Source organism: Microtetraspora sp. NBRC 13810, from assembly GCF_030268685.1.
Classification (GTDB): Bacteria; Actinomycetota; Actinomycetes; order Streptosporangiales; family Streptosporangiaceae; genus BSRQ01.
This window is the reverse complement of record NZ_BSRQ01000002.1, coordinates 573,226-594,103: the sequence shown is the minus strand read 5'-3', so window position 1 is coordinate 594,103 and position 20,878 is coordinate 573,226. Positions and strand designations below refer to the sequence as shown.

General features: G+C 71.2%; 12 protein-coding genes. 4 read left to right on the top strand and 8 right to left on the bottom strand.

The window, feature by feature from the left end; all coding sequences use genetic code 11:
* Positions 1-15: 15 nt before the first annotated feature.
* From QSK26_RS06435 to QSK26_RS06410, 6 genes are all read right to left on the bottom strand, one after another.
* The gene (locus QSK26_RS06435) at positions 16-1,716 is read right to left on the bottom strand and encodes a S49 family peptidase (protein ID WP_285774033.1); all 1,701 of its coding nucleotides are present in this window, start codon (positions 1,714-1,716) and stop codon (positions 16-18) included.
* Positions 1,717-1,755: 39 nt separating this feature from the next.
* On the bottom strand, positions 1,756-3,735 hold the full coding sequence (locus QSK26_RS06430) for a S8 family peptidase (protein WP_285774032.1): 1,980 nt from the start codon (positions 3,733-3,735) through the stop codon (positions 1,756-1,758).
* Positions 3,736-3,934: 199 nt separating this feature from the next.
* Positions 3,935-6,115, bottom strand: coding sequence for a 1,4-alpha-glucan branching protein GlgB (glgB, locus tag QSK26_RS06425; RefSeq protein WP_285774031.1), 2,181 nt, complete (start codon positions 6,113-6,115; stop codon positions 3,935-3,937).
* Between the two features lie 183 nt (positions 6,116-6,298).
* Positions 6,299-7,615, bottom strand: coding sequence for a maltokinase N-terminal cap-like domain-containing protein (locus tag QSK26_RS06420; protein ID WP_285774030.1), 1,317 nt, complete (start codon positions 7,613-7,615; stop codon positions 6,299-6,301).
* Complete coding sequence (treS, locus tag QSK26_RS06415) at positions 7,612-9,324, bottom strand: maltose alpha-D-glucosyltransferase (protein ID WP_285774029.1); 1,713 nt, start codon at positions 9,322-9,324, stop codon at positions 7,612-7,614. The genes QSK26_RS06420 and treS overlap by 4 nt, the downstream gene beginning before the upstream one ends.
* 91 nt (positions 9,325-9,415) lie before the next feature.
* The gene (locus tag QSK26_RS06410; RefSeq protein WP_285774028.1) at positions 9,416-11,560 is read right to left on the bottom strand and encodes an alpha-1,4-glucan--maltose-1-phosphate maltosyltransferase; all 2,145 of its coding nucleotides are present in this window, start codon (positions 11,558-11,560) and stop codon (positions 9,416-9,418) included.
* Positions 11,561-11,957: 397 nt separating this feature from the next.
* Here QSK26_RS06410 and glgP point away from each other — a divergent pair, with 397 nt between their 5' ends.
* From glgP to QSK26_RS06395, 3 genes are all read left to right on the top strand, one after another.
* Complete coding sequence (gene glgP / locus QSK26_RS06405; protein ID WP_285774027.1) at positions 11,958-14,555, top strand: alpha-glucan family phosphorylase; 2,598 nt, start codon at positions 11,958-11,960, stop codon at positions 14,553-14,555.
* Between the two features lie 87 nt (positions 14,556-14,642).
* On the top strand, positions 14,643-15,659 hold the full coding sequence (locus tag QSK26_RS06400; protein WP_285774026.1) for a MurR/RpiR family transcriptional regulator: 1,017 nt from the start codon (positions 14,643-14,645) through the stop codon (positions 15,657-15,659).
* A 152-nt stretch (positions 15,660-15,811) separates the two neighbouring features.
* Complete coding sequence (locus tag QSK26_RS06395; protein WP_285774025.1) at positions 15,812-17,353, top strand: glycoside hydrolase family 10-like protein; 1,542 nt, start codon at positions 15,812-15,814, stop codon at positions 17,351-17,353.
* Between the two features lie 107 nt (positions 17,354-17,460).
* Here QSK26_RS06395 and QSK26_RS06390 read toward each other — a convergent pair whose 3' ends face one another.
* Positions 17,461-17,811 carry a DUF952 domain-containing protein gene (locus QSK26_RS06390; RefSeq protein ID WP_285774024.1) on the bottom strand — a complete coding sequence of 117 codons (351 nt, stop codon included), beginning with the start codon at positions 17,809-17,811 and terminating at the stop codon, positions 17,461-17,463.
* A gap of 125 nt (positions 17,812-17,936) precedes the next feature.
* Positions 17,937-19,838 carry an N-acetylmuramoyl-L-alanine amidase gene (locus QSK26_RS06385; RefSeq protein ID WP_285774023.1) on the bottom strand — a complete coding sequence of 634 codons (1,902 nt, stop codon included), beginning with the start codon at positions 19,836-19,838 and terminating at the stop codon, positions 17,937-17,939.
* A 191-nt stretch (positions 19,839-20,029) separates the two neighbouring features.
* Between QSK26_RS06385 and QSK26_RS06380 the strand changes: the two genes are divergently transcribed.
* Positions 20,030-20,803 carry an enoyl-CoA hydratase/isomerase family protein gene (locus QSK26_RS06380; protein WP_285774022.1) on the top strand — a complete coding sequence of 258 codons (774 nt, stop codon included), beginning with the start codon at positions 20,030-20,032 and terminating at the stop codon, positions 20,801-20,803.
* Positions 20,804-20,878 lie beyond the last annotated feature (75 nt).

Here is a 20,878-nt window from a genome sequence, read left to right as displayed (position 1 = left end):
CCGGGCGGTCACCCGTCAGCGAATGGTCCAGGTCCCGGGGAGGAGGAGCGGGCCGTACGGCGGGAGGCCCAGCTCGGTGGCGATGCCGGCGAGCGGGCCCCAGGCGGACAGCCGTACCCGGGCGAGCGCGGCGGCGCGGTCCTCGCTGGACTCCGGCGGGCGCAGCCGCTCCAGCGGGTTGAGCTTCGGGTAGACGCGGACCGTGGCGTCCGGCGCGAGGCCGGCCTTGCCGCGGGCCAGGGCCAGCGCGTCCTCCAGGCCGCCGAGCTCGTCGACCAGGCCGCCTTCCCGGGCGTCGGAGCCGGTCCACACCCGGCCGCGGGCCAGCTCGTGCGCGCGGTCGCGGTCGAGCCCGCGGCCCTGGGCGACCTTGCCCACGAAGTCGTCGTAGATCCGGTCCAGCCAGGCGTTGACCCGCTCCCACTGCGCTTCGGAGAACCCGCTGCTGGTGGAGAACATGCCGGCGTTGGCGCCTTCGGCGACCGACTCGATGGCCACGCCGACCCGGTCGAGCAGGCCGCCGAGCACCGGCTTGCCGCCCAGCACTCCGATCGAACCGGTCAGCGTGCCCGGCTGGGCCACGATCACGTCGGCGGCCATCGAGACGAAGTAACCGCCGGAGGCGGCCAGGTCGCCCATCGAGATCACCACGGGCTTGCCGGTCTTGCGGGTCAGCACCACCTCGCGCCAGATCGCGTCGGAGGCGACGTAGGACCCGCCGGGGCTGTCCACCCGGAAGACGATCGCCTTGACGTGCTCGTCGCGGCGGGCGGCGCGCAGCGCGGCGCAGATCGAGTCGGAGCCCATCGAGTGGCCGCCGCCGAGCGGGCTGCGCCCGCTGCGGCCGAGCCGGATCGGGCCGGAGCCGTGCACCAGTGCCACCACGGGCTCCGCCGGCCTCGGCAGCTTCCTGGCCAGCGCGGTCTTGGCGTAACGGGTGACGAAGAGCAACTGGCTGTCCTCGCCGGCCGCCCGGTGGACCTCGGAGTACACCTCGTCGCGGTAGGCGAGCCTGTCCACCAGACCGGCCTCGACGGCCTCCGCGCCGATGAACGGGCCGCGGTCGATCAGCTCGCGCACCTTGCCCGGGTCGAGCCTGCGGGCTTCGGCGACGCCGGCGACGATCTGCTCGGTCACCGACTCGGCGATCCGGGCGATGGACTCCCGGTGCGGCTCGGTCATGTGGTCCTGGGTGAACATGTTGGCGGCCGTCTTGTACTCGTGCCGCTGGCCCACCTGGTATTCGACGCCGAGCTTGCCGAGCGCGCCGCGGACGAACCGCTGCTCCAGCGCGACGCCGGTCAGGCCGAGGTCGCCCGAGGGCTGGAGGTAGACCCGGTCGAAGGCACTGGCCAGGTAGTAAGGCACCGTGCCCGCGCCGAACTCGCCGAACGACTCGGCGAACGCGACCGTCAGCTTGCCCGCGGCCCTGAGCCTGGCCACGGCCGCGCGCAGCTCCTGCACGGTGCCGAAGCCGAGCGGCTGGCCGCCGATCTTGACGATCAGCCCCTTGACCCGGGGATCCTGCCGGGCTCGCTTGAGCCCGCCGAGCACGTCGCTCAGGCGGGCCTTGCGCATGGACAGGACCGCGGTGAGCGGGTCGCCGGGTGGGCCTTCGGTGAGCCCTTCTGTGAGGTCGAGCTCAAGGACCAGCGGCGCCGTGCGCCGCTGGCGGAACCGGTCAACCGTGTCCGTGATCGCCTTGGTCGCATCCATGAACCCACCCTAAGCGACACTTTCTGCGCGTGTGGTCAACTATTTGTTGACTCGTGTTTGGAGCAGGACGGCGGATCGGGTGTACTGGGCGCTGTTCGTGCGGGTGCCCAGCCGCTGGCCCTCCGCCGTGGCGAGCACGGCCTTCAGGGTGGCGGAGCCGTTCACCTTCGCGGTGATGTTGCGCGCGCCGTGCGCCCAGTTGAGCCAGGCCGCCAGCAGCTCGCGGTCCAGCGCCGCCCGGCTCGTCCGGACCGGCGCCTTCGACGTCGCCCGCGCCTTGGCGGCGAGGATCCTGGCGGCGGAGGCGGGCGTGGACAGCTTGGCGACCTCGGGGAAGACGTCGCTGGCCTTCTTCACCAGGCTCAGGTAGCAGCCGAGCGTCCTGTCGGTCAGCGTGCCCTTCCCGGTGCCCATCTCGCTCGCCCACCGGGCGGCGGTCAGGCCCTTCTTGGCGGTGCCGCGGGTGCACACCTGCGGCGCGGTCGTGGGCGCCGGGGGCGTCGGGGTGACGGTCACCGTGACCGTGACGGTCACGGCCGGCAGCGGGACCACCGGCGCGGGCGGCTCGGCAGGCGGCGGGGACGGCACGGGTTCGGTGGTCGGCGACGGCACCGGCGGCTCGCCGGTCTCCCGGTCGTCCCCGCCGGCGCCCTGGTCACCCGGCTCGTCGGGGTTCGCCGGCGGGGGCTGGGTCACCGGCGGAGCCGGGGCGCCCCCGGTGAGCGCGGCGTAGACGTCGACGCGCGGCGTGACCGCGGCCCCGTAGTGGATCTGCCGGCCGGAGGACTTGAGCAGGTCGATCAGTTCCTGCACCGGCCGGTCCGGGAACTTCTGCTTGAGCAGCGCCAGCGCGCCCGCGACGTGCGGGGCCGCCATCGAGGTCCCGCTGTAGCCGGTGTAGGCGTCGTCGGGGATCGCCGAGTCGATGTTCACGCCCGGTGCGAAGAGGTCGAGCAGCGGGCCGGAGTTGGAGAAGGGGGCGATGGTGTCGTCGTCGTCGGTCGCGCCCACGGCCACCGCGGTGGAGATGCAGGCGGGGTACGCCGTGCCGTCGAAGAACTCGTTCCCCGCGGCGACCACGGTGGCCACGCCCTGGGCGAGCAGCGCGTCGATGCCGGGCTTGAGGTCCTGCGCCTCCTCGGCGTCGTCGCACGCCACGTCGGACAGGCCGCCGCCGAGGCTGAGGTTCACCGCGGCGATCCGGTGCGTGGCGGCCAGGCTCGCCACGTGGTCCATGGCGAGGCGCAGCGTGGAGTCGAAGGCGAGCAGGCAGGCCGCGGCGCCGCACAGGTCCGGGTCGTTGACCCGGCTGAAGATCTGCACGGCGACGATGTTCGCCCCGGGCGCCACCCCGGCGCCCGGCGACCCCGGTACGGCGGCGCCGGCGGCGATGCCCGCGACGTGCGTGCCGTGGTCGCACATGTTGACCGTGCCGTCCAGGCACTTGGGCGTCTCGGCGTCCGCGGCGCCCTCGCCGATCTGGCTGCTCTGCCCGTTGGGGCACAGTGACTCCAGTTGGAGCCCTTCCTCGTCGGTGGCGGAGAAGCACGCCTCGGCGACGATCCGGCCGGCCAGCGCCGGATGGTCCCGGTCGATCCCGGTGTCCAGCACCGCGATCGTCTGGCCGGTCCCGGTGACGCCCTCGGCCTGCGCCCGGTCCGCGCCGATCACCTTGACGCTGGACTCCAGCGACGGCGTGTAGGCGCGGTCCCTGCGGATGGACACGACGCGTGGGTCGGCGGCCAGCTCGGTGAGGTCGTCGCCGGTGCCCTCGACGACGATGAACGGCTGCCGCTCGGGCTCCAGCACCACGTCGGTGCGGGCCAGCTCGTCGGCCTCCTGGGCCACCGGGGCGGCGACTGACGGGTCGCTCAGCTCGACGATCACGCGTGCGGGCGCCTCGCCCCCGGCCAGGCCCGTCTCCAGCTTCCGCAGCCCGGGTGGTTCCTGGGCCATCGCCGGGGTGACCGGCACCAATGCGAGCAGGAGGGAGCACGCCAGCAGGCGTCGAAGTCGCACACGTCCTCCGGGGGGACAGGAGGTGACACAACACGGCCGGATGTGAGTCTAGATGGGATCTTCTGCCCAAGAGAAGAGTGATCAGACCGATTCGGGGTGAACGGTCGGTATCCGCGGCCGAGTGCGCGCGTACATGGCTCGACCCCCCGCGGCGTTGACGCGTACGAGGGGCCGAGCGATCAAATCGTAGTGCAGACGATCAGGCCAGGTCCGTGCGGGGGTCCGGCGCCGGACCGGCGTGGCGCAGCCACACCGCGCCGAGCGGCGGGACGCGCAGCCGCACCGAATGGGGCTGGCCGTGCCGCGGCTCGTCGGTCGCCTCGACGCCGCCCAGGTTGCCCACCCCGCTGCCGGCGTACTCGTAGGCGTCGGTGTTCAGGATCTCCTCCCAGTGCCCCGGGTACGGCAGGCCGAGGTGGTAGTCCTCGTGCGGGCCGCCGGAGAAGTTGGCCACGCACGCCACCGCGGAGCCGTCGGCGCCGAGGCGCAGGAAGGAGAACACGTTGCCGGAGGCGTCGTCGGCGTCGATCCAGCGGAAGCCGTCCGGGGTGGCGTCCTGCTGCCACAGGGCGGGGGTGTCGAGGTAGAGCCGGTTGAGGTCGCGGACCAGGCGCTGGGCGCCCTTGTGCACGTCGAAGTCGAGGACCCACCAGTCCAGCCCGCGCTCCTCCGACCACTCCGACCCCTGGCCGAACTCGCTGCCCATGAACAGGAGCTGCTTGCCCGGGTGCGCCCACATGAAGGCATAGAGCGCGCGCAGCCCGGCGAACCGCTGCCACTCGTCGCCGGGCATCTTGCCGAGCAGCGAGCCCTTGCCGTGCACCACCTCGTCGTGCGACAGCGGCAGCACGAAGTGCTCGGAGTAGGCGTACATCAGGGAGAACGTCATCTGGTGGTGGTGGTACTGGCGGAACACCGGCTCGTGGGCCAGGTAGGCGAGCGTGTCGTGCATCCAGCCCATGTTCCACTTGAAGCCGAAGCCGAGGCCGCCCAGGTAGACGGGCCGGGAGACGCCGGGCCAGGCGGTGGACTCCTCGGCGATGGTGACGATGCCGGGCGCCTCGCGGTAGACGACGGAGTTCATCTCCTGGAGGAAGGCCACCGCGTCGAGGTTCTCCCGGCCGCCGTGCTCGTTGGGGTGCCACTCGCCCTCGCGGCGGGAGTAGTCCAGGTAGAGCATCGAGGCGACGGCGTCCACCCGCAGGCCGTCGATGTGGAACTCCTTCAGCCAGTAGAGCGCGTTGGCCACCAGGAAGTTGCGCACCTCGTTGCGGCCGAAGTCGAAGACGTAGGTGCCCCAGTCGGGGTGCTCGCCGCGGGTGGGGTCGGCGTGCTCGTAGAGCGGGGTGCCGTCGAAGCGGGCCAGCGCCCACTCGTCCATCGGGAAGTGCGCGGGAACCCAGTCGAGCAGCACGCCGACGCCCGCCTGGTGCAGAGAGTCGACGAGGAACCTGAAGTCGTCCGGCCGCCCGAAGCGCGACGTCGGCGCGTAGTAGGAGGTCACCTGGTAGCCCCACGACGGGCCGAACGGATGCTCGGCCACCGGCAGGAACTCCACGTGGGTGAACCCCATCTCCTTGACGTAGGCGACGAGCTGGTCCGCCAGGTCACGGTAGGACAGGCCGGGACGCCAGGAACCGAGGTGCACCTCGTAGACGCTCATCGGGCCGTCGATCGGGTCGCGGGCGGGCCGGCCGTCCATCCAGGCGTCGTCGCCCCAGACGTGCTCGGGACTCTCCACCACGGACGCGGTCGCCGGCGGGAGCTCGGTACGGCGGGCCATCGGGTCGGCCTTCTCCCGCCACCTGCCGTCCACGCCGAGCACCGCGAACTTGTACCGTTCACCGGCCCCGATCCCGGGCACGAACAGCTCCCACACGCCGGACCGGCCGAGCGAGCGCATCGGGTGCCCACCGCCGTCCCAGTGGTTGAAGTCGCCGATCACCCGGACGCCGCGCGCGTTCGGCGCCCACACGGCGAAGGCGGTGCCCTCGACGTCCTCGTGGCGCAGCACCCGCGCGCCGAGCGCCTCCCACAGCCGCTCATGCCGCCCTTCGCCGATGAGGTGCAGGTCCACCTCGCCCAGCGTGGGCCAGTGCCGGTAGGGATCCTCCGTCTCGTACGCGTCCGCGTCCGGGTAGGACACCCGCAACCGGTAGTCGGGCACCTTGTCCAGGCCCGGCAGCGTCACCTCGAACACGCCGTACGCCAGGTGCGGCATGTCGTGCGCCTCGCCGTCGAGGACCACCTGCACCCGCTCCGCGAGAGGTCTGAGCGTTCTGAAGGTGACCCCGTCCGCGCCCAGATGGGCACCCAGAATCGCGTGGGGATCGTGGTGCGCGCCGCCCGCCAGCCGATCCAATTCCGTCTTGTCCCGCATGTCCCTAACCCTGCCCGAGTGCCATGCTTCAACCCACCTTTTCCCCCGACGTCACAGGAAAGTTCTGCGTGTCGGACCGTCAACATGCCCCGACGCGCGACGGTGAAGCCTGGACACGCCAGGCTCCGGGCCGTCGCTCGACATCACTCGATGTCACTCGACATCACTCGATGTCACTCGATGTCAGGAGAAGGCGGACAGCGGGATGGAGATCCACGAGGGCCGGTTGCGTGCCTCGTAGACGACCTCGTAGACCGCCTTGCTCAGCTCCAGCGCGTGCAGCAGGGCCGCGTCGTCGCCGTGCAGCCGCCCGCCGCCCTCGGAGTAGCCGGCCAGGAAGGCCGCGCGGTTGCGGGCGGCCCACTCCTCGGCCCTGGGCAGCAGCGCCGCGGCGTCCGGGTGGTCGGCGAGGATGTGCCGGGCGGCGTAGTCGAAGGAGCGCAGCATGCCCGCCACGTCGCGCAGCGGCGAGGCCAGGCCGCGCCGCTCGGCCAGCGGCTGGCCGGGCTCGCCCTCGAAGTCCAGCACCACCCAGTCGGTGGGCGTGCGCATCACCTGGCCGAGGTGGTAGTCGCCGTGCACCCGCTGGACGTTCACCGAGCCGTCGATGTCGGCGACCCGGTCGAAGGCGTCGTGCGCGACCCCGGCGTACCGCGCCAGTTGCGGCACCTCCGAGACGGCCCGGTCGAGCCGTCTGCGGAAGCCCTCCGTCATCCGTTTGACCTCCGGCGCCTCGACGACGCCGGTGGGGAACGCCTCGGCCAGTTCCTTGTGCACGTGCGCGGTGGCCGTGCCGAGCCGGAACGCCTCCGCGGCGAAGTCGCCGCCCGCCTCGTCGGCCGACACCCCCGGCATCGAGGCGTAGAGGTCGCGGACGCTGGTCAGCGCCAGCGCCCAGCCGTCGTTCGCCGCGGACAGGAACTCCTGCATGATCGCGAGCGTGGTGCTCTCGCCGTCGATGTCGGTCTCGATCCACCCGTAGGGCCGGGCGATGTTGGCCGAGCCCTGGGCGGCCAGCGCGGTGACGATCTCCAGCTCGGGGTTGAGCCCGGGGGTGAGCCGGCGGAACAGCTTGCAGATGTAGACGTCGCCGTACACCAGCGAGGTGTTGGACTGCTCCGCCCCGATCACCAGGCTGCGCGGCGAGACGTCGATCCGCACGCCCGGCAGGTGCCGGAAGCGCAGCGGGCCGATGTCCCGGTCGTCGGCCATGGCTTCGAGGAGGGCGCCGGTGCGTTCGGCGTCGTGGGTGCCGTCATACGTGTGCGGCCCGATCCGGGCGTGCGTGAGACGTTGCGGCATCTCGTCGTGTGTCCCGACGAGGAGCTGGTAGAGATCGCGTTCCTCGCCCTGGCGAACCGCGATGATCACGTGGTTGAGCCCGGGACCGATCTCCACGTCCGATTCGACGGTGACTTCTTCGATGGCACGGCCCTTACCGGCGAACCACCGCTGACGGGCGATCCAGCCGGTAAGGAATTCATGGAAGGAAGTCGTCACTCCTCCTTGGTCTTCGTGTCATCCGGCGGCAGGGTGAACCAGTAGAACCCATGCCCAGGAAGCGTCAAAAGATACGGAAGTTCGCCAATTGGGGGGAAAGGAACTCCTCCCATGCACTCCACCGGCACCGCACGCTCGAATCTGCGCAGGTCGAGCTCGACCGGCTGGGGGAAGCGGGAGAGGTTGTTCACGCACAGCACCCGGTCGTCACCCAGCTCCCTGACGAACGCGAGGACGCTCGGGTTGGAGGAGTTCAGCTCGGTGAAGGCGCCGATCCCGAAGACGGGGTGCCGCTTGCGGATCTCGATCATCCGCTTGGTCCAGTGCAGCAGCGACCCGGCGTTGCGCTGCTGAGCCTCGACGTTGATCGCCTGGTAGCCGTAGATCGGGTCCATGATCACCGGCAGGTAGAGGCGGCCGGGGTCGCAGTCGGAGAACCCGGCGTTGCGGTCGGGCGTCCACTGCATCGGGGTGCGCACGCCGTCCCGGTCGCCGAGCCAGATGTTGTCGCCCATGCCGATCTCGTCGCCGTAGTAGAGCACCGGCGAGCCGGGCAGCGACAGCAGCAGGGCGGTGAACAGCTCGATCTGGTTCCTGTCGTTCTCCAGCAGCGGGGCCAGGCGGCGCCGGATGCCGACGTTCGCCCGCATCCTCGGGTCCTTGGCGTACTCGGAGTACATGTAGTCGCGCTCTTCGTCGGTCACCATCTCAAGCGTCAGCTCGTCGTGGTTGCGCAGGAAGATGCCCCACTGGCAGTGCTCGGGGATCTTGGGGGTCTGGGCCAGGATCTCCGAGATGGGATAGCGCGACTCCCGGCGCACCGCCATGAAGATGCGCGGCATCAGCGGGAAGTGGAAGGCCATGTGGCACTCGTCGCCACCGGTCACCGGATCGCCGAAGTACTCCACCACGTCGCTCGGCCACTGGTTGGCCTCGGCGAGCAGCACCCGGTCGGGGTAGATCCGGTCGATCTCCGCCCGGATCCGCTTGAGGTAGGCGTGCGTGGCCGGCAGGTTCTCGCAGTTGGTGCCCTCGACCTCGAACAGGTACGGCACCGCGTCCAGCCGGAAACCGTCGATGCCGAGGTCCAGCCAGAAACGCAGGACCTCCATCATGGCTTCCTGCACGTCCGGATTCTCGAAGTTGAGGTCCGGCTGGTGGGCGAAGAACCGGTGCCAGTAGTACTGCCCGCGCACCGGGTCGTAGGTCCAGTTGGACGTCTCGGTGTCCACGAAAATGATCCGGGCGTCCCGATACAGGTCGTCGTGGTCGGACCAGACGTAGAAGTCGCCGAAAGGCCCTTCCGGGTCGTGCCGGGACGCCTGGAACCACGGGTGCTGGTCGCTGGTGTGGTTCATCACCAGGTCGGCGATCACCCGCATGCCGCGCTTGTGCGCCTCGTCGACCAGTTTGACGAAGTCCCCGAGGTCCCCGAAGTCCGGCAGGATCTTCATGTAGTCGGAGATGTCGTATCCGCCGTCGCGCAGCGGTGACTCGTATAGCGGGAGCAGCCATAGGCAGTCGACGCCGAGCCACTGGAGGTAGTCGAGCTTGCCGATAAGCCCGCGAATGTCTCCGGTGCCGTCCCCGTTGGAGTCGGCGAAGCCCCGGATCAGCACCTCATAGAAGACGGCCCTTTTGTACCAGTAAGGATCGTTCGGCTTCTCGTGGGTGAAGGTGTTCGGGACTGGCTGAGGTGTCGAGCTCACCTTGTGGACTCCCCGTCGCTCTCGTGCGTGGCCGGTCCGCCGGCCGGTCCCCGGCCGGCGGTGGTCGCTGTGCCTAAGCGCACGTCACCGGCTACAGCGGATGTGCCGGTGCCGCGCGCACCGTGAAAACATGTGCAGGTTGGATGTGGGGGTCGAGGCGAACGTAGTTGGCCTGCCGCCACCGGTAGGACTCGCCGGACAGCTCGTCGTCCACGACGAACTCGGCTTGCCAGTCCAGCCCGAGGGCGGGCATGTCGAGAGATACGGTCGCCTCACGCGTGTGGTGCGGATCCAGATTGACGACAGCCAGAACCACGTCGCCTAGCCCGTTCCGTCGTGAGGCGGGATCGTAGGCGCCGGTCGGTCGCTCCGGCGGCAGGCGCTTGGAGAAACAGATCAGGTCCGGCTGGTCGATGCTGTGGAACCGTAGGTTACGCAATTCCTGGAGCGCGGGATGGGCTCTTCGGAACAAATTAAGCTGCGTGATGAACGGCGCAAGGCTACGCCCTTCTCGCTCAGCCTGCTCCCAGTCTCGCGGTTTGTACTGATATTTCTCGCTATCGAGGTATTCTTCACTCCCCGGGCGAACCGGGACATTCTCCGCGAGTTCATATCCGGCGTACACTCCCCATGAAGGAGCCATCAACGCCGCCAGAACCGCCCGAATCTTGAATGCCGGTACCCCGCCCTGCTGAAGGTACTCGTGCAAGATGTCGGGGGTGTTGACGAAGAGATTCGGGCGCAGGAAATGCGACGTGTCGTGCGCCAGCTCCGCGAGGTATTCCTCCACCTCCTCCCGGGAGTTCTTCCAGGTGAAATAGGTGTAGGACTGGTGGAAGCCGACCTGGGCGAGCGTCCGCATCATCGCCGGGCGGGTGAACGCCTCGGACAAGAAGATCACGTCCGGGTCGGTGGCGTTGATGTCGGCCAGCAGGCGCTCCCAGAAGCTCACCGGCTTGGTGTGCGGGTTGTCCACCCGGAAGATCCGCACCCCGTGGTCCATCCAGAGCCGCACGACCCGCTTGACCTCGGTGTAGATGCCCTCGGGGTCGGTGTCGAAGTTGAGCGGGTAGATGTCCTGGTACTTCTTCGGCGGGTTCTCCGCGTACGCGATCGACCCGTCGGCCCGGATGTTGAACCACTCGGGGTGGTCCTTCACCCAGGGGTGGTCGGGGGAGCACTGGAGGGCCAGGTCGAGCGCGATCTCCATGCCCAGCTCGCGGGCGCGCCGGACGAACGCGTCGAAGTCCTCGAAGGTGCCGAGGTCGGGGTGGATGGCGTCGTGGCCGCCGTCCTCCGACCCGATGGCCCACGGGGAGCCCGGGTCGTAGGGCTCGGGCTGGAGCGTGTTGTTCCGGCCCTTGCGGTGGCTGGTGCCGATGGGGTGGATCGGGGGCAGGTAGACGACGTCGAAGCCCATGGCCGCGACGGCGGGCAACCGCCTGGTCGCAGTCTTGAAATTTCCGGACTTGGGGGCTGACACCGTGTCCACGATCGCGCCCTCGGAACGCGGGAAGAACTCGTACCACGAGCCGACCAGCGCCCTGCGCCGGTGCACGAGGATCTGCCGTCGCGGGGATCTCGTCACCAGGTCGCGCAGCGGATGAGCGGCCAGCAGCGCGGCCGTCTCGGGCAACTGCGCCACCGCGAGCCGGGCCCGCGGGTCGAGGTTCTCGTCCCTGAGCCTGGCCGCGACCTCCTGCAACGCGGCCCGGTGCCCGCACGCGGAGACGACCGCCTCGCGCGCCCACCGGCCGCTCTTCGCGTCACGCGCCCGCCCCTTGGCGCCCGCCGCCGCGGGACCCGGCCCGCCGGCCCGGCCGGCGTGCGGGCACTCGGTCGGCCGTACGGCCTTCGCCGCGCGCTCGAAGAGCCGCGCGCCCTCCTCGCACATCAGGTCGGTGTCCAGACCACGGGGGATCTTGATGTCCGCGTCGTGCAGCCACGTCGCGATCGGGTCGCTCCAGGCCTCGATCCTGAAGTGCCACGCGCCCTCGCTCGGCAGCGTGACCGGCACCGCCCAGCGGTCGGTGCCCGGCGCCTCCTCGCGCATCGGGAGCAGGGGCTGACGCGTCCCGGCGGGATCGGTCAGCACCACCCCAGCCGCGACCGCGTCGTGTCCCTCGCGGAACACCGTGGCGCCGATGTCGAAGGTTTCGCCCGCGGCGGCCTTGGCGGGGCGCCCGCCGCAGTCGACCACGGGATGGATGTCCTGTATCGGGATTCGTCCAATCATCGCGTCTCAAGGTAGCGACGACGCACTCGGCGCCGCCGGAAATGGTGAGGCCTGAACGATCTCTGATTGTGCACCCGTGGAGGCATGCGGCGGCCGCCACCACGCGAGTTGATCGGAGAGCCGTGTGAACCTGGAAGCTCCTCCAAGGAGGTGCCCCAATAGTCCCGCTTCATGCGTGGAGAAGAAAGAGTCTGCGGCTCTCTGCTCGGGCGAGTTGTTCTCAGTGTGCGAGAAGCGCCTGTTCTGTGCATCATCGAGGGTATGGCGGCGAGAACCTTAGGGGGATCTTCGGTTTGAGAGGGTTTGGTGCTGGTGAAGGGGAGACGATGAAAGCTGACCACCTGGCAGTCGAGTTTCGGTCGCGCCCCGTGGCGCCGAGTAACTAGGGTCTGGCACCGTGAGAGCAATCCGCAGGTTCACCGTCCGTACCGTCCTCCCCGACGAGCTGGCCGCCCTGGGCGTGCTCGTCCACAATCTGCGCTGGTCCTGGCATCCCGAGACCCTGGACCTCTTCGCCGAGGTGGATCCGGTCGTGTGGGATCGCGTCGGCCACGACCCCGTCGCCCTTCTCGGTGAGGTCGAGGCCGCCCGCCTCCGCGAGCTCGCCGGTGACCGGCGCTTCCTGCGCAAACTCGCCGACGCCGCGGACGACCTGCACGAGTACATGACCGCGCCGCGCTGGTACCAAACGCTGCCGGACGCCTCGCAGGCCATCGCCTACTTCTCCCCGGAGTACGGCATCGCCGCCGCCCTGCCCCAGTACTCCGGCGGCCTCGGCATCCTCGCCGGCGACCACCTCAAGGCGGCCAGCGACCTCGGCGTGCCGATCCTCGCGGTCGGCCTCCTCTACCGGCACGGCTACTTCACCCAGTCGCTCTCACCCGAAGGCTGGCAGCTTGAGCACTACCCCAGCCTCGACCCGGGCGGCCTGCCGCTCACGCTGCTCAAGGACGCCGACGGGGCCTCCGCGCGGGTCCGCATCGACCTGCCCGACGAGCGGGCGCTGCACGCGCAGATCTGGGTGGCCCAGGTCGGCAGGGTGCCGCTGCTGCTGCTCGACTCCGACGTGGCCGACAACGACACGGCGGCCCGCGACGTCACCGACCGGCTCTACGGCGGCGGCACCGACCACCGGCTGCTCCAGGAACTGCTGCTCGGCGTCGGCGGCGTCCGGGCGATCAGGTCCTACTGCCGGATCGCCGGGCACCCCGAGCCCGAGGTCTTCCACACGAACGAGGGGCATGCCGGCTTCCTCGGCCTGGAGCGCATCCGTGAGCTGACCGAGAACCGCCTCTCCTTCGACGAGGCCATCGAAGCCGTCCGCGCGGGCACCGTCTTCACCACGCACACCCCGGTGCCGGCCGGCATCGACCGCTTCCCCGCCGACATGATCGCCCGCCAGTTCGGCGGCGCCAACGCCTGGCCGACCGTCCCGGTGGAGCGGATCCTCACGCTCGGCGCCGAGCCGGGCGGCGCCGAGGGCGGCAAGGCGGTCTTCAACATGGCCGTCATGGGCATGCGCCTGGCCCAGCGGGTGAACGGCGTCTCCGAGCTGCACGGCGAGGTCAGCAGGGAGATGTTCCAGGGGCTGTGGCCGGGGTTCGACATCGAGGAGGTGCCGATCGGCTCCATCACCAACGGCGTCCACGCGCCCACCTGGGTCGGGCGCGAGCTGATGGAGCTGGCGGGCAAGGAGCTGCCTCGGCTCGTCGAGCGCAGCCAGGGCTGGGAGGGCGTTCAGAAGATCTCCGACGCCGACCTGTGGGCGATCAGGGGCCGGTTGCGCGGGCGGCTGGTCGACGCGGCCCGGGTACGGCTGCGCAGGTCGTGGCGGGACAGGGGAGCCTCCACCGCCGAGCTGGGCTGGATCGACGACGCCCTCGACCCGGACGTGCTGACCATCGGCTTCGCCCGCAGGGTGCCCTCGTACAAGCGGCTGACGCTCATGCTGAAGGACCCCGAGCGGCTGCGCGAGCTGCTGCTGCACCCGGAGCGGCCGGTGCAGATCGTGATCGCGGGCAAGGCCCACCCCGCCGACGAGGGCGGCAAGAAGCTGATCCAGCAGATCGTGAAGTTCGCCGACGCCGAGGACGTCAGGCACCGGATCGTCTTCCTGCCCGACTACGACATGAACCTCGGCCAGCTCCTCGTCCAGGGCTGCGACGTGTGGATGAACAACCCGCTGCGCCCGCTGGAGGCGTGCGGCACGAGCGGCATGAAGGCGGCCCTGAACGGCGGCCTCAACCTCTCCATCCGCGACGGCTGGTGGGACGAGTGGTACGACGGCACCAACGGCTGGGCCATCGCGACCGCCGACGGCGTCGCCGACGCCGACCGCAGGGACGAGCTGGAGGCGGCCGGCCTCTACGACCTCATCGAGCACGAGGTCGCCGACCGGTTCTACGACCGCGCGGGCGGCGGCCCGCCCCGGCGCTGGCTGGAGATGGTCAAGCACACGCTCACCTCGCTCGGCCCCAAGGTCCTCGCCGGCCGGATGCTGCGTGACTACGTGACCGCCCTGTACACGCCGGCCGCGAAGGCCGCGCGGGAGCTGTCCGCCGAGGGGCACGCGGGCGCGAAGGGGTTCGCCGCCTGGAAGCTGCGGGTCACCCGGGCCTGGCCGGGGGTGCGGGTCGAGCACGTGGAGGCGTCCGGCGTGGGGGACACGCCGGAGGTCGGCGCGGTGCTGGAGCTGCGGGCCACCATCGCTCTGGGCGACCTGGAGCCGGGCGACGTGTGCGTCCAGGCGGCCTACGGCAGGGTCGGGCCGCACGACGAGCTGGAGGCCCCCGAGCACGCCGTGCTCAAGCCGGGGCCGGTCGGGGACGACGGCAAGGCCACCTTCTCCGGCACGGTCCCGCTGGACCGCACCGGCCCCTTCGGCTACACGGTCCGGGTCGTCCCCGCGCACCCGCTGATGGCGTCGTCCGCCGAGCTGGGCCTGATCGCCGTTCCCGAGGAGCCCGCAGGCATGACCAACGGCACCCTTCGCTGACCCCCGCCTTGCACAAGCCGCCTTCACCGGCGAGCCTGTGATGACGGAAGTCTTCATCGGGCTCCCGAACGACGACGTGGAGCGGCGATGGGCGACAGCGAGCGACTGGACGGATCGGCTGGGATCGACGGCGTCGCCGTCCACCCCCGTCCGGCGCCCTCCCCCACCGCCACGGGGGAGGGGCCGCCGTCCGTCTCCGACGTCGCCGGTGGGCCGGTGCGGGTGGGGGAGGGGCCGCCGGTGGAGACGCTGGTGGCCACCGTGCGCGGGGTGCTGCCGTCGCTGACGCCGGCGGCCAGGACCGTCGCCCGGCTGATCATCGAGGATCCCGCGATGGTGGCCCGCAGCACGATCACCGAGCTGAGCGCGGTCTCCGGCACCAGCGAGGCGACCATCGTGCGGACCGCGCGGGCGCTCGGCTTCGCCGGCTACCCCCAGCTCCGGCTCGCGCTCGCCGCCGCGTCCGCCGGCCGTACGGCGGACCGGCTGGTGCCCGGCGACCTGGCACCTGACGACCCGCTGTCCGAGGTCATCCTCAAGGTGTCCCGCGCCGAGTCGGCGGCGATCGAGGACACCGTGGCCCAGCTCACCGCCGAGCGGCTCGGCGTGGTCGTGGCCGCGATCGCGGCGGCGCGCCGGGTGGACGTGTACGGCGTGGGCGCGTCCGGCCTGGTCGCGGCGGACATGGCGCAGAAGCTGCTGCGCATCGGCCTGTCCAGCAACGCCTTCACCGACGCGCACCTGGCGCTGACCAGTTCGGTCCTGCTCCGCCAGGGGGACGTCGCGGTCGGGGTGAGCACCTCGGGGGAGACGCCGGACGTGCTCGCCCCCCTGCGCAACGCCCGCCGCTCCGGCGCCACCACCGTCGCGATCACCAACAACCCGCGCTCGTCCCTGGCCGGTGCCGCCGACCACCTGCTGATCTCCGCCGGCCGGGAGACGGTCTTCCGCCCCGGCGCGCTCGCCAGCAGGATCAGTCAGCTCCTCGTCGTGGACTGCGTCTTCGTCGGCGTCGCCCAGCGCACCTTCACCTCCTCCGCCGAGGCCCTCCAGGCCACCCGCCACGCCATCAGCGACTACCTCGGCGACACCGGCAAACCCTGACCCGCTCCCGCTACCTCGGCGACACCCGCCAACCCCGCCCCGTTCTCGCGGTCCGGCTCGTCATGACGGTTTTCTTCATTGTCATTGACGGGTCGGGAGATTTCTGTCATGTTCCGCCGGAGAGCCCTTGCGCCCCCTCCCGAGGAGTCACGATGGCCGTTTCCAGCAGACTGGCCCGCCGTACCGTCCTGCGTGGTCTCACCGCCGCGGCGGCGGTTCCGCTGCTGCCCGATCTCGCCCACGCCGGTGCCGCGGAGGCGGCGCCGCTGCGGCAGATGCGCGGCATGTGGATCGCCTCCGTCGCCAACATCAACTGGCCGTCCCGGCCGGGACTCACCCCCGACCAGCAGCGCGCCGAGTACCTCGCCTGGCTGGACGTCGCCGTCGCGCGGAAGCTGAACTCGGTCTTCGTGCAGATCCGGCCGACCGCCGACGCCTTCTGGCCCTCGCCGTACGAGCCGTGGTCGCAGTACCTCACCGGGACGCAGGGCCGGGATCCCGGCTACGACCCGCTGAAGTTCGCCGTCACCGAGACGCACCGGCGGGGGCTCGCCTTCCACGGCTGGTTCAACCCCTACCGGGTCTCGATGCAGGCCGACCCGGCGCAGTTGCACCCCGACCACCCGGGACGCAGGCACCCGGACTGGATCGTCGCCTACGGCGGCCGCCTCTACTACAACCCGGGGATGCCCGAGGTGCGGAGGTTCGTCCAGGACGCGATGATGGACGCGGTGCTCCGGTACGACCTGGACGGGCTGCACTTCGACGACTACTTCTACCCCGTCAACACCACGGCCTTCGACGACGCCGCAGCCTTCGCGGCCCACGGCGGCGGCTTCCCCGACCTGGCCTCCTGGCGGCGGAACAACGTGGACCTGCTGGTCAGGGAGATGCAGCAACGGGTGCGGCGGGCCAAGCCGCACGTCGCGTGGGGCATCAGCCCGTCGGGCATCTGGCGGAACAAGGGCACCGACCCGCTCGGCTCGGACACCAACGGCAGCCAGTCCTACGACAACCTGCACGCCGACACCCGGGGCTGGGTCAGGAAGGGCTGGCTCGACTACATCGCGCCGCAGCTCTACTGGAACATCGGCCTGCCCGTCGCCGACTACGCCAAGCTGGTCCCCTGGTGGGCCGGTGTCGCCGCCGGGACCGGCGTGCAACTGTGGATCGGGCAGGCTGCGTACAAGGTCGCGCTGGCGGGACAGCCGGCCCAGTGGTTCGAGCCGGGGGAGCTGTCCTCGCACCTGACCCTCAACGCCGCCCATCCCGAGATCGGCGGGGACGTCTTCTACAACGCGAACGACGTGCGCGAGGACCGGATCGGCTCGATCGGCCGGGTGGTGGCCGACCACTACACCCGCCCGGCGCTGCCGCCCGTGCTGCCCCGGCTGTCCGGGGAGCGCCCGGCGGGCCGCCCGCTGATCACGCACGCCCGCCGTACCGGCTCGGGCGTGGAGCTCGGCCTGCTCGCCACCGGCAGGGAGGCGCCCCGCCTGTACGCGGTCTACCGGGTGGCCAGGCGGGGCACGCTGGACACCGACACCGCGCGGGACCTGGTCGCCCTCGTCCCCGGCGGGCGCACCGCGAGCTGGACCGACCCCGACGGCGGGCGGGACGCGGTCTACCACGTCACCGCCGTGGACCGGGCCAACCGGCAGAGCCCGCCCAGCCTGCCGCGCAGCCCGCGCTGAGCCACGGGTGAGCCCCGCCCGGCGACCGCCGGGCGGGGCACTCCACGATCAGCGGCGTGGGTGACGCCGGGTGCGGGAGGTGACGCCGGGTGCGAGGTGAGGCCGGGTCACGCCTCGCCGAACCGGAAGCGTCCGTCGGGGCCGGGGGCGAACGGGACGGTCCGCAGCACGGCGGTCACGTCGAGCGGACCGTAGATGTGCGGGAACGGTTCCTCGCCGCCCGGCACGTCTTCGTACCTGATCTCCGGTTCGACCCGGTCCTCGTCGATGACCAGCACCAGCAGGTCCCGGTCGGACGCGTAGAAGGCGTCGGCCACGGCCGCCACCTGGTGGGCGCGGCTCGCGTGGATGAAGCCCTCCTCCGCCAGCGACCGGCCGCGCGTGGACGTCGTGTACACGCCCTCGCGCCGGGCCCGCTCCCAGTCCGCGCCGGACGCGATGTGATAGATCAGCCCCACCTGAACGGCTCCTCCAGATTCGCGAACAGCCGATTGTGGCACGGGCCGGCATTCCGCCCACCCGCCCGTGCCATGGTCGCCTGAACGCGGCCGATCAGGAGAAGCCGGTCAGGAGAAGGAGCCGGTCAGGAGAAGGAGACCGTCACGTCGTCCGCCTTGACGAACATGACCCGGTGGCCGAACTGGATCTGGTAGTACTTCAGCTTCCCGCGCACCACCACGTGCCGGGAGGCGTCGAAGGTGACCGCGCGGTAGTACTCGCCGTACGCGGTGAGGCCGAGCGTGTACCGCTGGCCCGCCGGGAACGTGTACTGCAGCGGGACGAGCTCCTGCACGGGCACGCCGGCCGGATACGCCTCGGGCTCGGGATAGGCCCTGCCGTACACGGGGACGGTGGCGCGGCCCGGCTTGGGGGTGACGACCAGGCCGCGGGACGGGACGGCGACCGGGTTGGCGGGCGGGTTGTGGAACCACGCCTTCTGGCCGAGGTACCAGATGGCGGTCCACTCGCCCTCGTGGCCGGCGAGGGCGTAACGCTGGCCGGTCGAGGCGCGGGCGCTGTGGTCGTAGACGCTGTACAGGGACTCGCCCGTCGGGTGCTTGCCGATGTCGGCGACCAGCGGCGCGTCCGCGCGCGGCTCGGTGTGCAGCCAGACCGACGAGGAGCCGTGCGGCGGGCAGGCGGCGTCCGGGTTCTCGGCGTCGCAGCCGTAGTAGTAGGGCTGGTTGCGCTGGTAGTCGGGCAGGATCACGACCGACTGGCCGCGCGGCCCGCCGGAGCGGTGCAGCGGCGCGCCGAGCAGGTCGAAGTAGTGCGCCCAGTCCCAGTAGGGGCCCGGGTCCTCGTGCATGCCCCGCACCGTGGCGGGGGTCGTGCCCGGCACGTTGTCGTGGCCGAGGATGTGCGCCCGGTCCAGCGGGATGCCGTACTCCTTGGCGAGGTGGCGCACCAGCTTGGCCGAGGTGCGGTACATCGCCTCGGTGTACCAGGCGCCGCCCTGGGCGAGGAAGCCCTCGTGCTCCAGGCCGATGGACTTGGCGTTGACGTACCAGTTGCCGGCGTGCCAGGCGGCGTCCTTGGTCCGCACGTGCTGGGCGATGTGGCCGTCCTGGGAGCGCAGCGTGTAGTGCCAGCTCACGTAGGCCGGGTCCTGGACCAGCCGGAGCGTGGGGTCGTAGAGCGTCTCGGTGTCGTGGATGACGATGTACTCGATCTTCTGGTTCTTCGGCCGGTCGGAGATGTCGTGGTTGCCGTAGTCGCCGGCTCCCAGGTCCTGGTAGGGCGCGGGGATCCACTCGCACGACAGCGAACGCGGGCAGTCCACCTGCCCGGGGCGCGGCTTGCGCAGCCCCAGCCGGTCCAGCCAGCGCCTGGCCGGTCGCACGCCGGGCACGGCGGGCAGCCGCACCCGCTCGCCGCTGTCCACGACCCGCTCGGCGCCTTCGGCGATCACGGAGTAGACCTCGTCGGCGAAGGACCTGGCCGCCGCCGCGTCGGCGGCGCCGGAGTAGCGGGCGACCGCGCCGTACCAGTCGCCCGGCCCGCCGTCGGCGGGCGCGCCGAGCTGCCGCTGGTAGTCGGCGAGCAGCGCGGCGCCGCCCATGATGTTGGCCGCCGGGTCGGCGCGCAGGCTCTCCCTGCTGGCGCCGGTCAGCTCGGCGGCCCGTTCCAGGGTGCGCAGGGACGGGCCGGCGACGGGCGGCGGGCTCGCGGCGGGCGTCTTGGCGGGCCGGGCCGTGTCGCCGCGCGGGTCCTCGGTGCCGGTCGAGTGGTGCTGCCGGGCGGTGGTCAGCGCGGCGGCGTCGGTCAGGTGCATGGGGCCGAACCCGGCGGAGGTGCTCGGCCGGCCGGCGTTCGCGTCCCAGCGCGACTCCAGGTAGGAGACGCCGAGCAGCACGCTCTCCGGCACGCCGTACTTCGCGGCGGCCTCGGTGAAGAGGCGTTGCCGGTCAGGCGGCGCCGCGCCGGCGGGGGTGGGGGACAGCAGGGCGAGGCCGGTGAGGGCGGCGACTGCCACAGCGGTCACCCCCTTCCTGTGGGGTCGCATGGTGGCTCCTGGGGCTGGGGGACTCCTGGAGCAAGGGTGCGGAGCCTTGATCGAGATGTCAACGATTTCCTTCGGCGGTTGTCAGATGTCGAAGGTTTCCTTCACTCCCTAAGCGTGCTCTTCCCGGATATGTTGGGCGTCGATCGAGGAAGAACGCACGGAGGACAGGCATGGGGGAGTTCGTACGCGTCGAGACGGCTGACGGCGTCGCGACGATCAGGCTGGACCGGCCCAAGATGAACGCCATCGACGCGCGGCTGCACGGCGAGCTGGCCGAGTGCGCCCGCGAGGTGGACGCCGACCCCGCCGTGCGCGCGGTCGTGCTCTACGGCGGTGAGCGGGTCTTCGCCGCCGGCGCGGACATCAAGGAGATGACCGGCCTGTCCTTCGCCGAGATGTCCCGCTACTGCGCGGCGCTCCAGGCGTCCTTCGACACGGTCGCGGCGATCGGCAAGCCGGTGATCGCCGCCATCACCGGGTACGCCCTCGGCGGCGGCTGCGAGCTGGCCCTGTGCGCCGACTTCCGGGTCGCCGGGGAGAGCGCCAAGCTCGGGCAGCCCGAGATCCAGCTCGGCATCATCCCCGGCGCGGGCGGCACCCAGCGGCTGCCCCGCCTGATCGGCCCGGCCCGCGCCAAGGACCTCGTCTTCACCGGCCGGCACGTGCCCGCCGCGGAGGCGCTGGCCATCGGCCTGGTGGACCGGGTCGTCCCGGACGCCGACGTGCACACCTTCGCCGTGGAGCTGGCGGCCAGCTTCGCCGCCGGGCCGCCGCTCGCGCTGCGCGCCGCCAAGCAGGCGATCGACCGGGGCCTCGACGCGGACCTCGGCACCGGCCTGGAGATCGAGCGCATGCACTTCGCCGGGCTCTTCGCCACCGACGACGCCGGGATCGGGATGCGGGCGTTCGTGGCGAAGAACAAGCCTGAATTCACCGGAAGCTGACCCCTTGGGCAGATCCATACTTTGCGTGCAGGATGAGCCAGGGTAGATCGTGTTTTGCCGCTATCGTGACCGTTC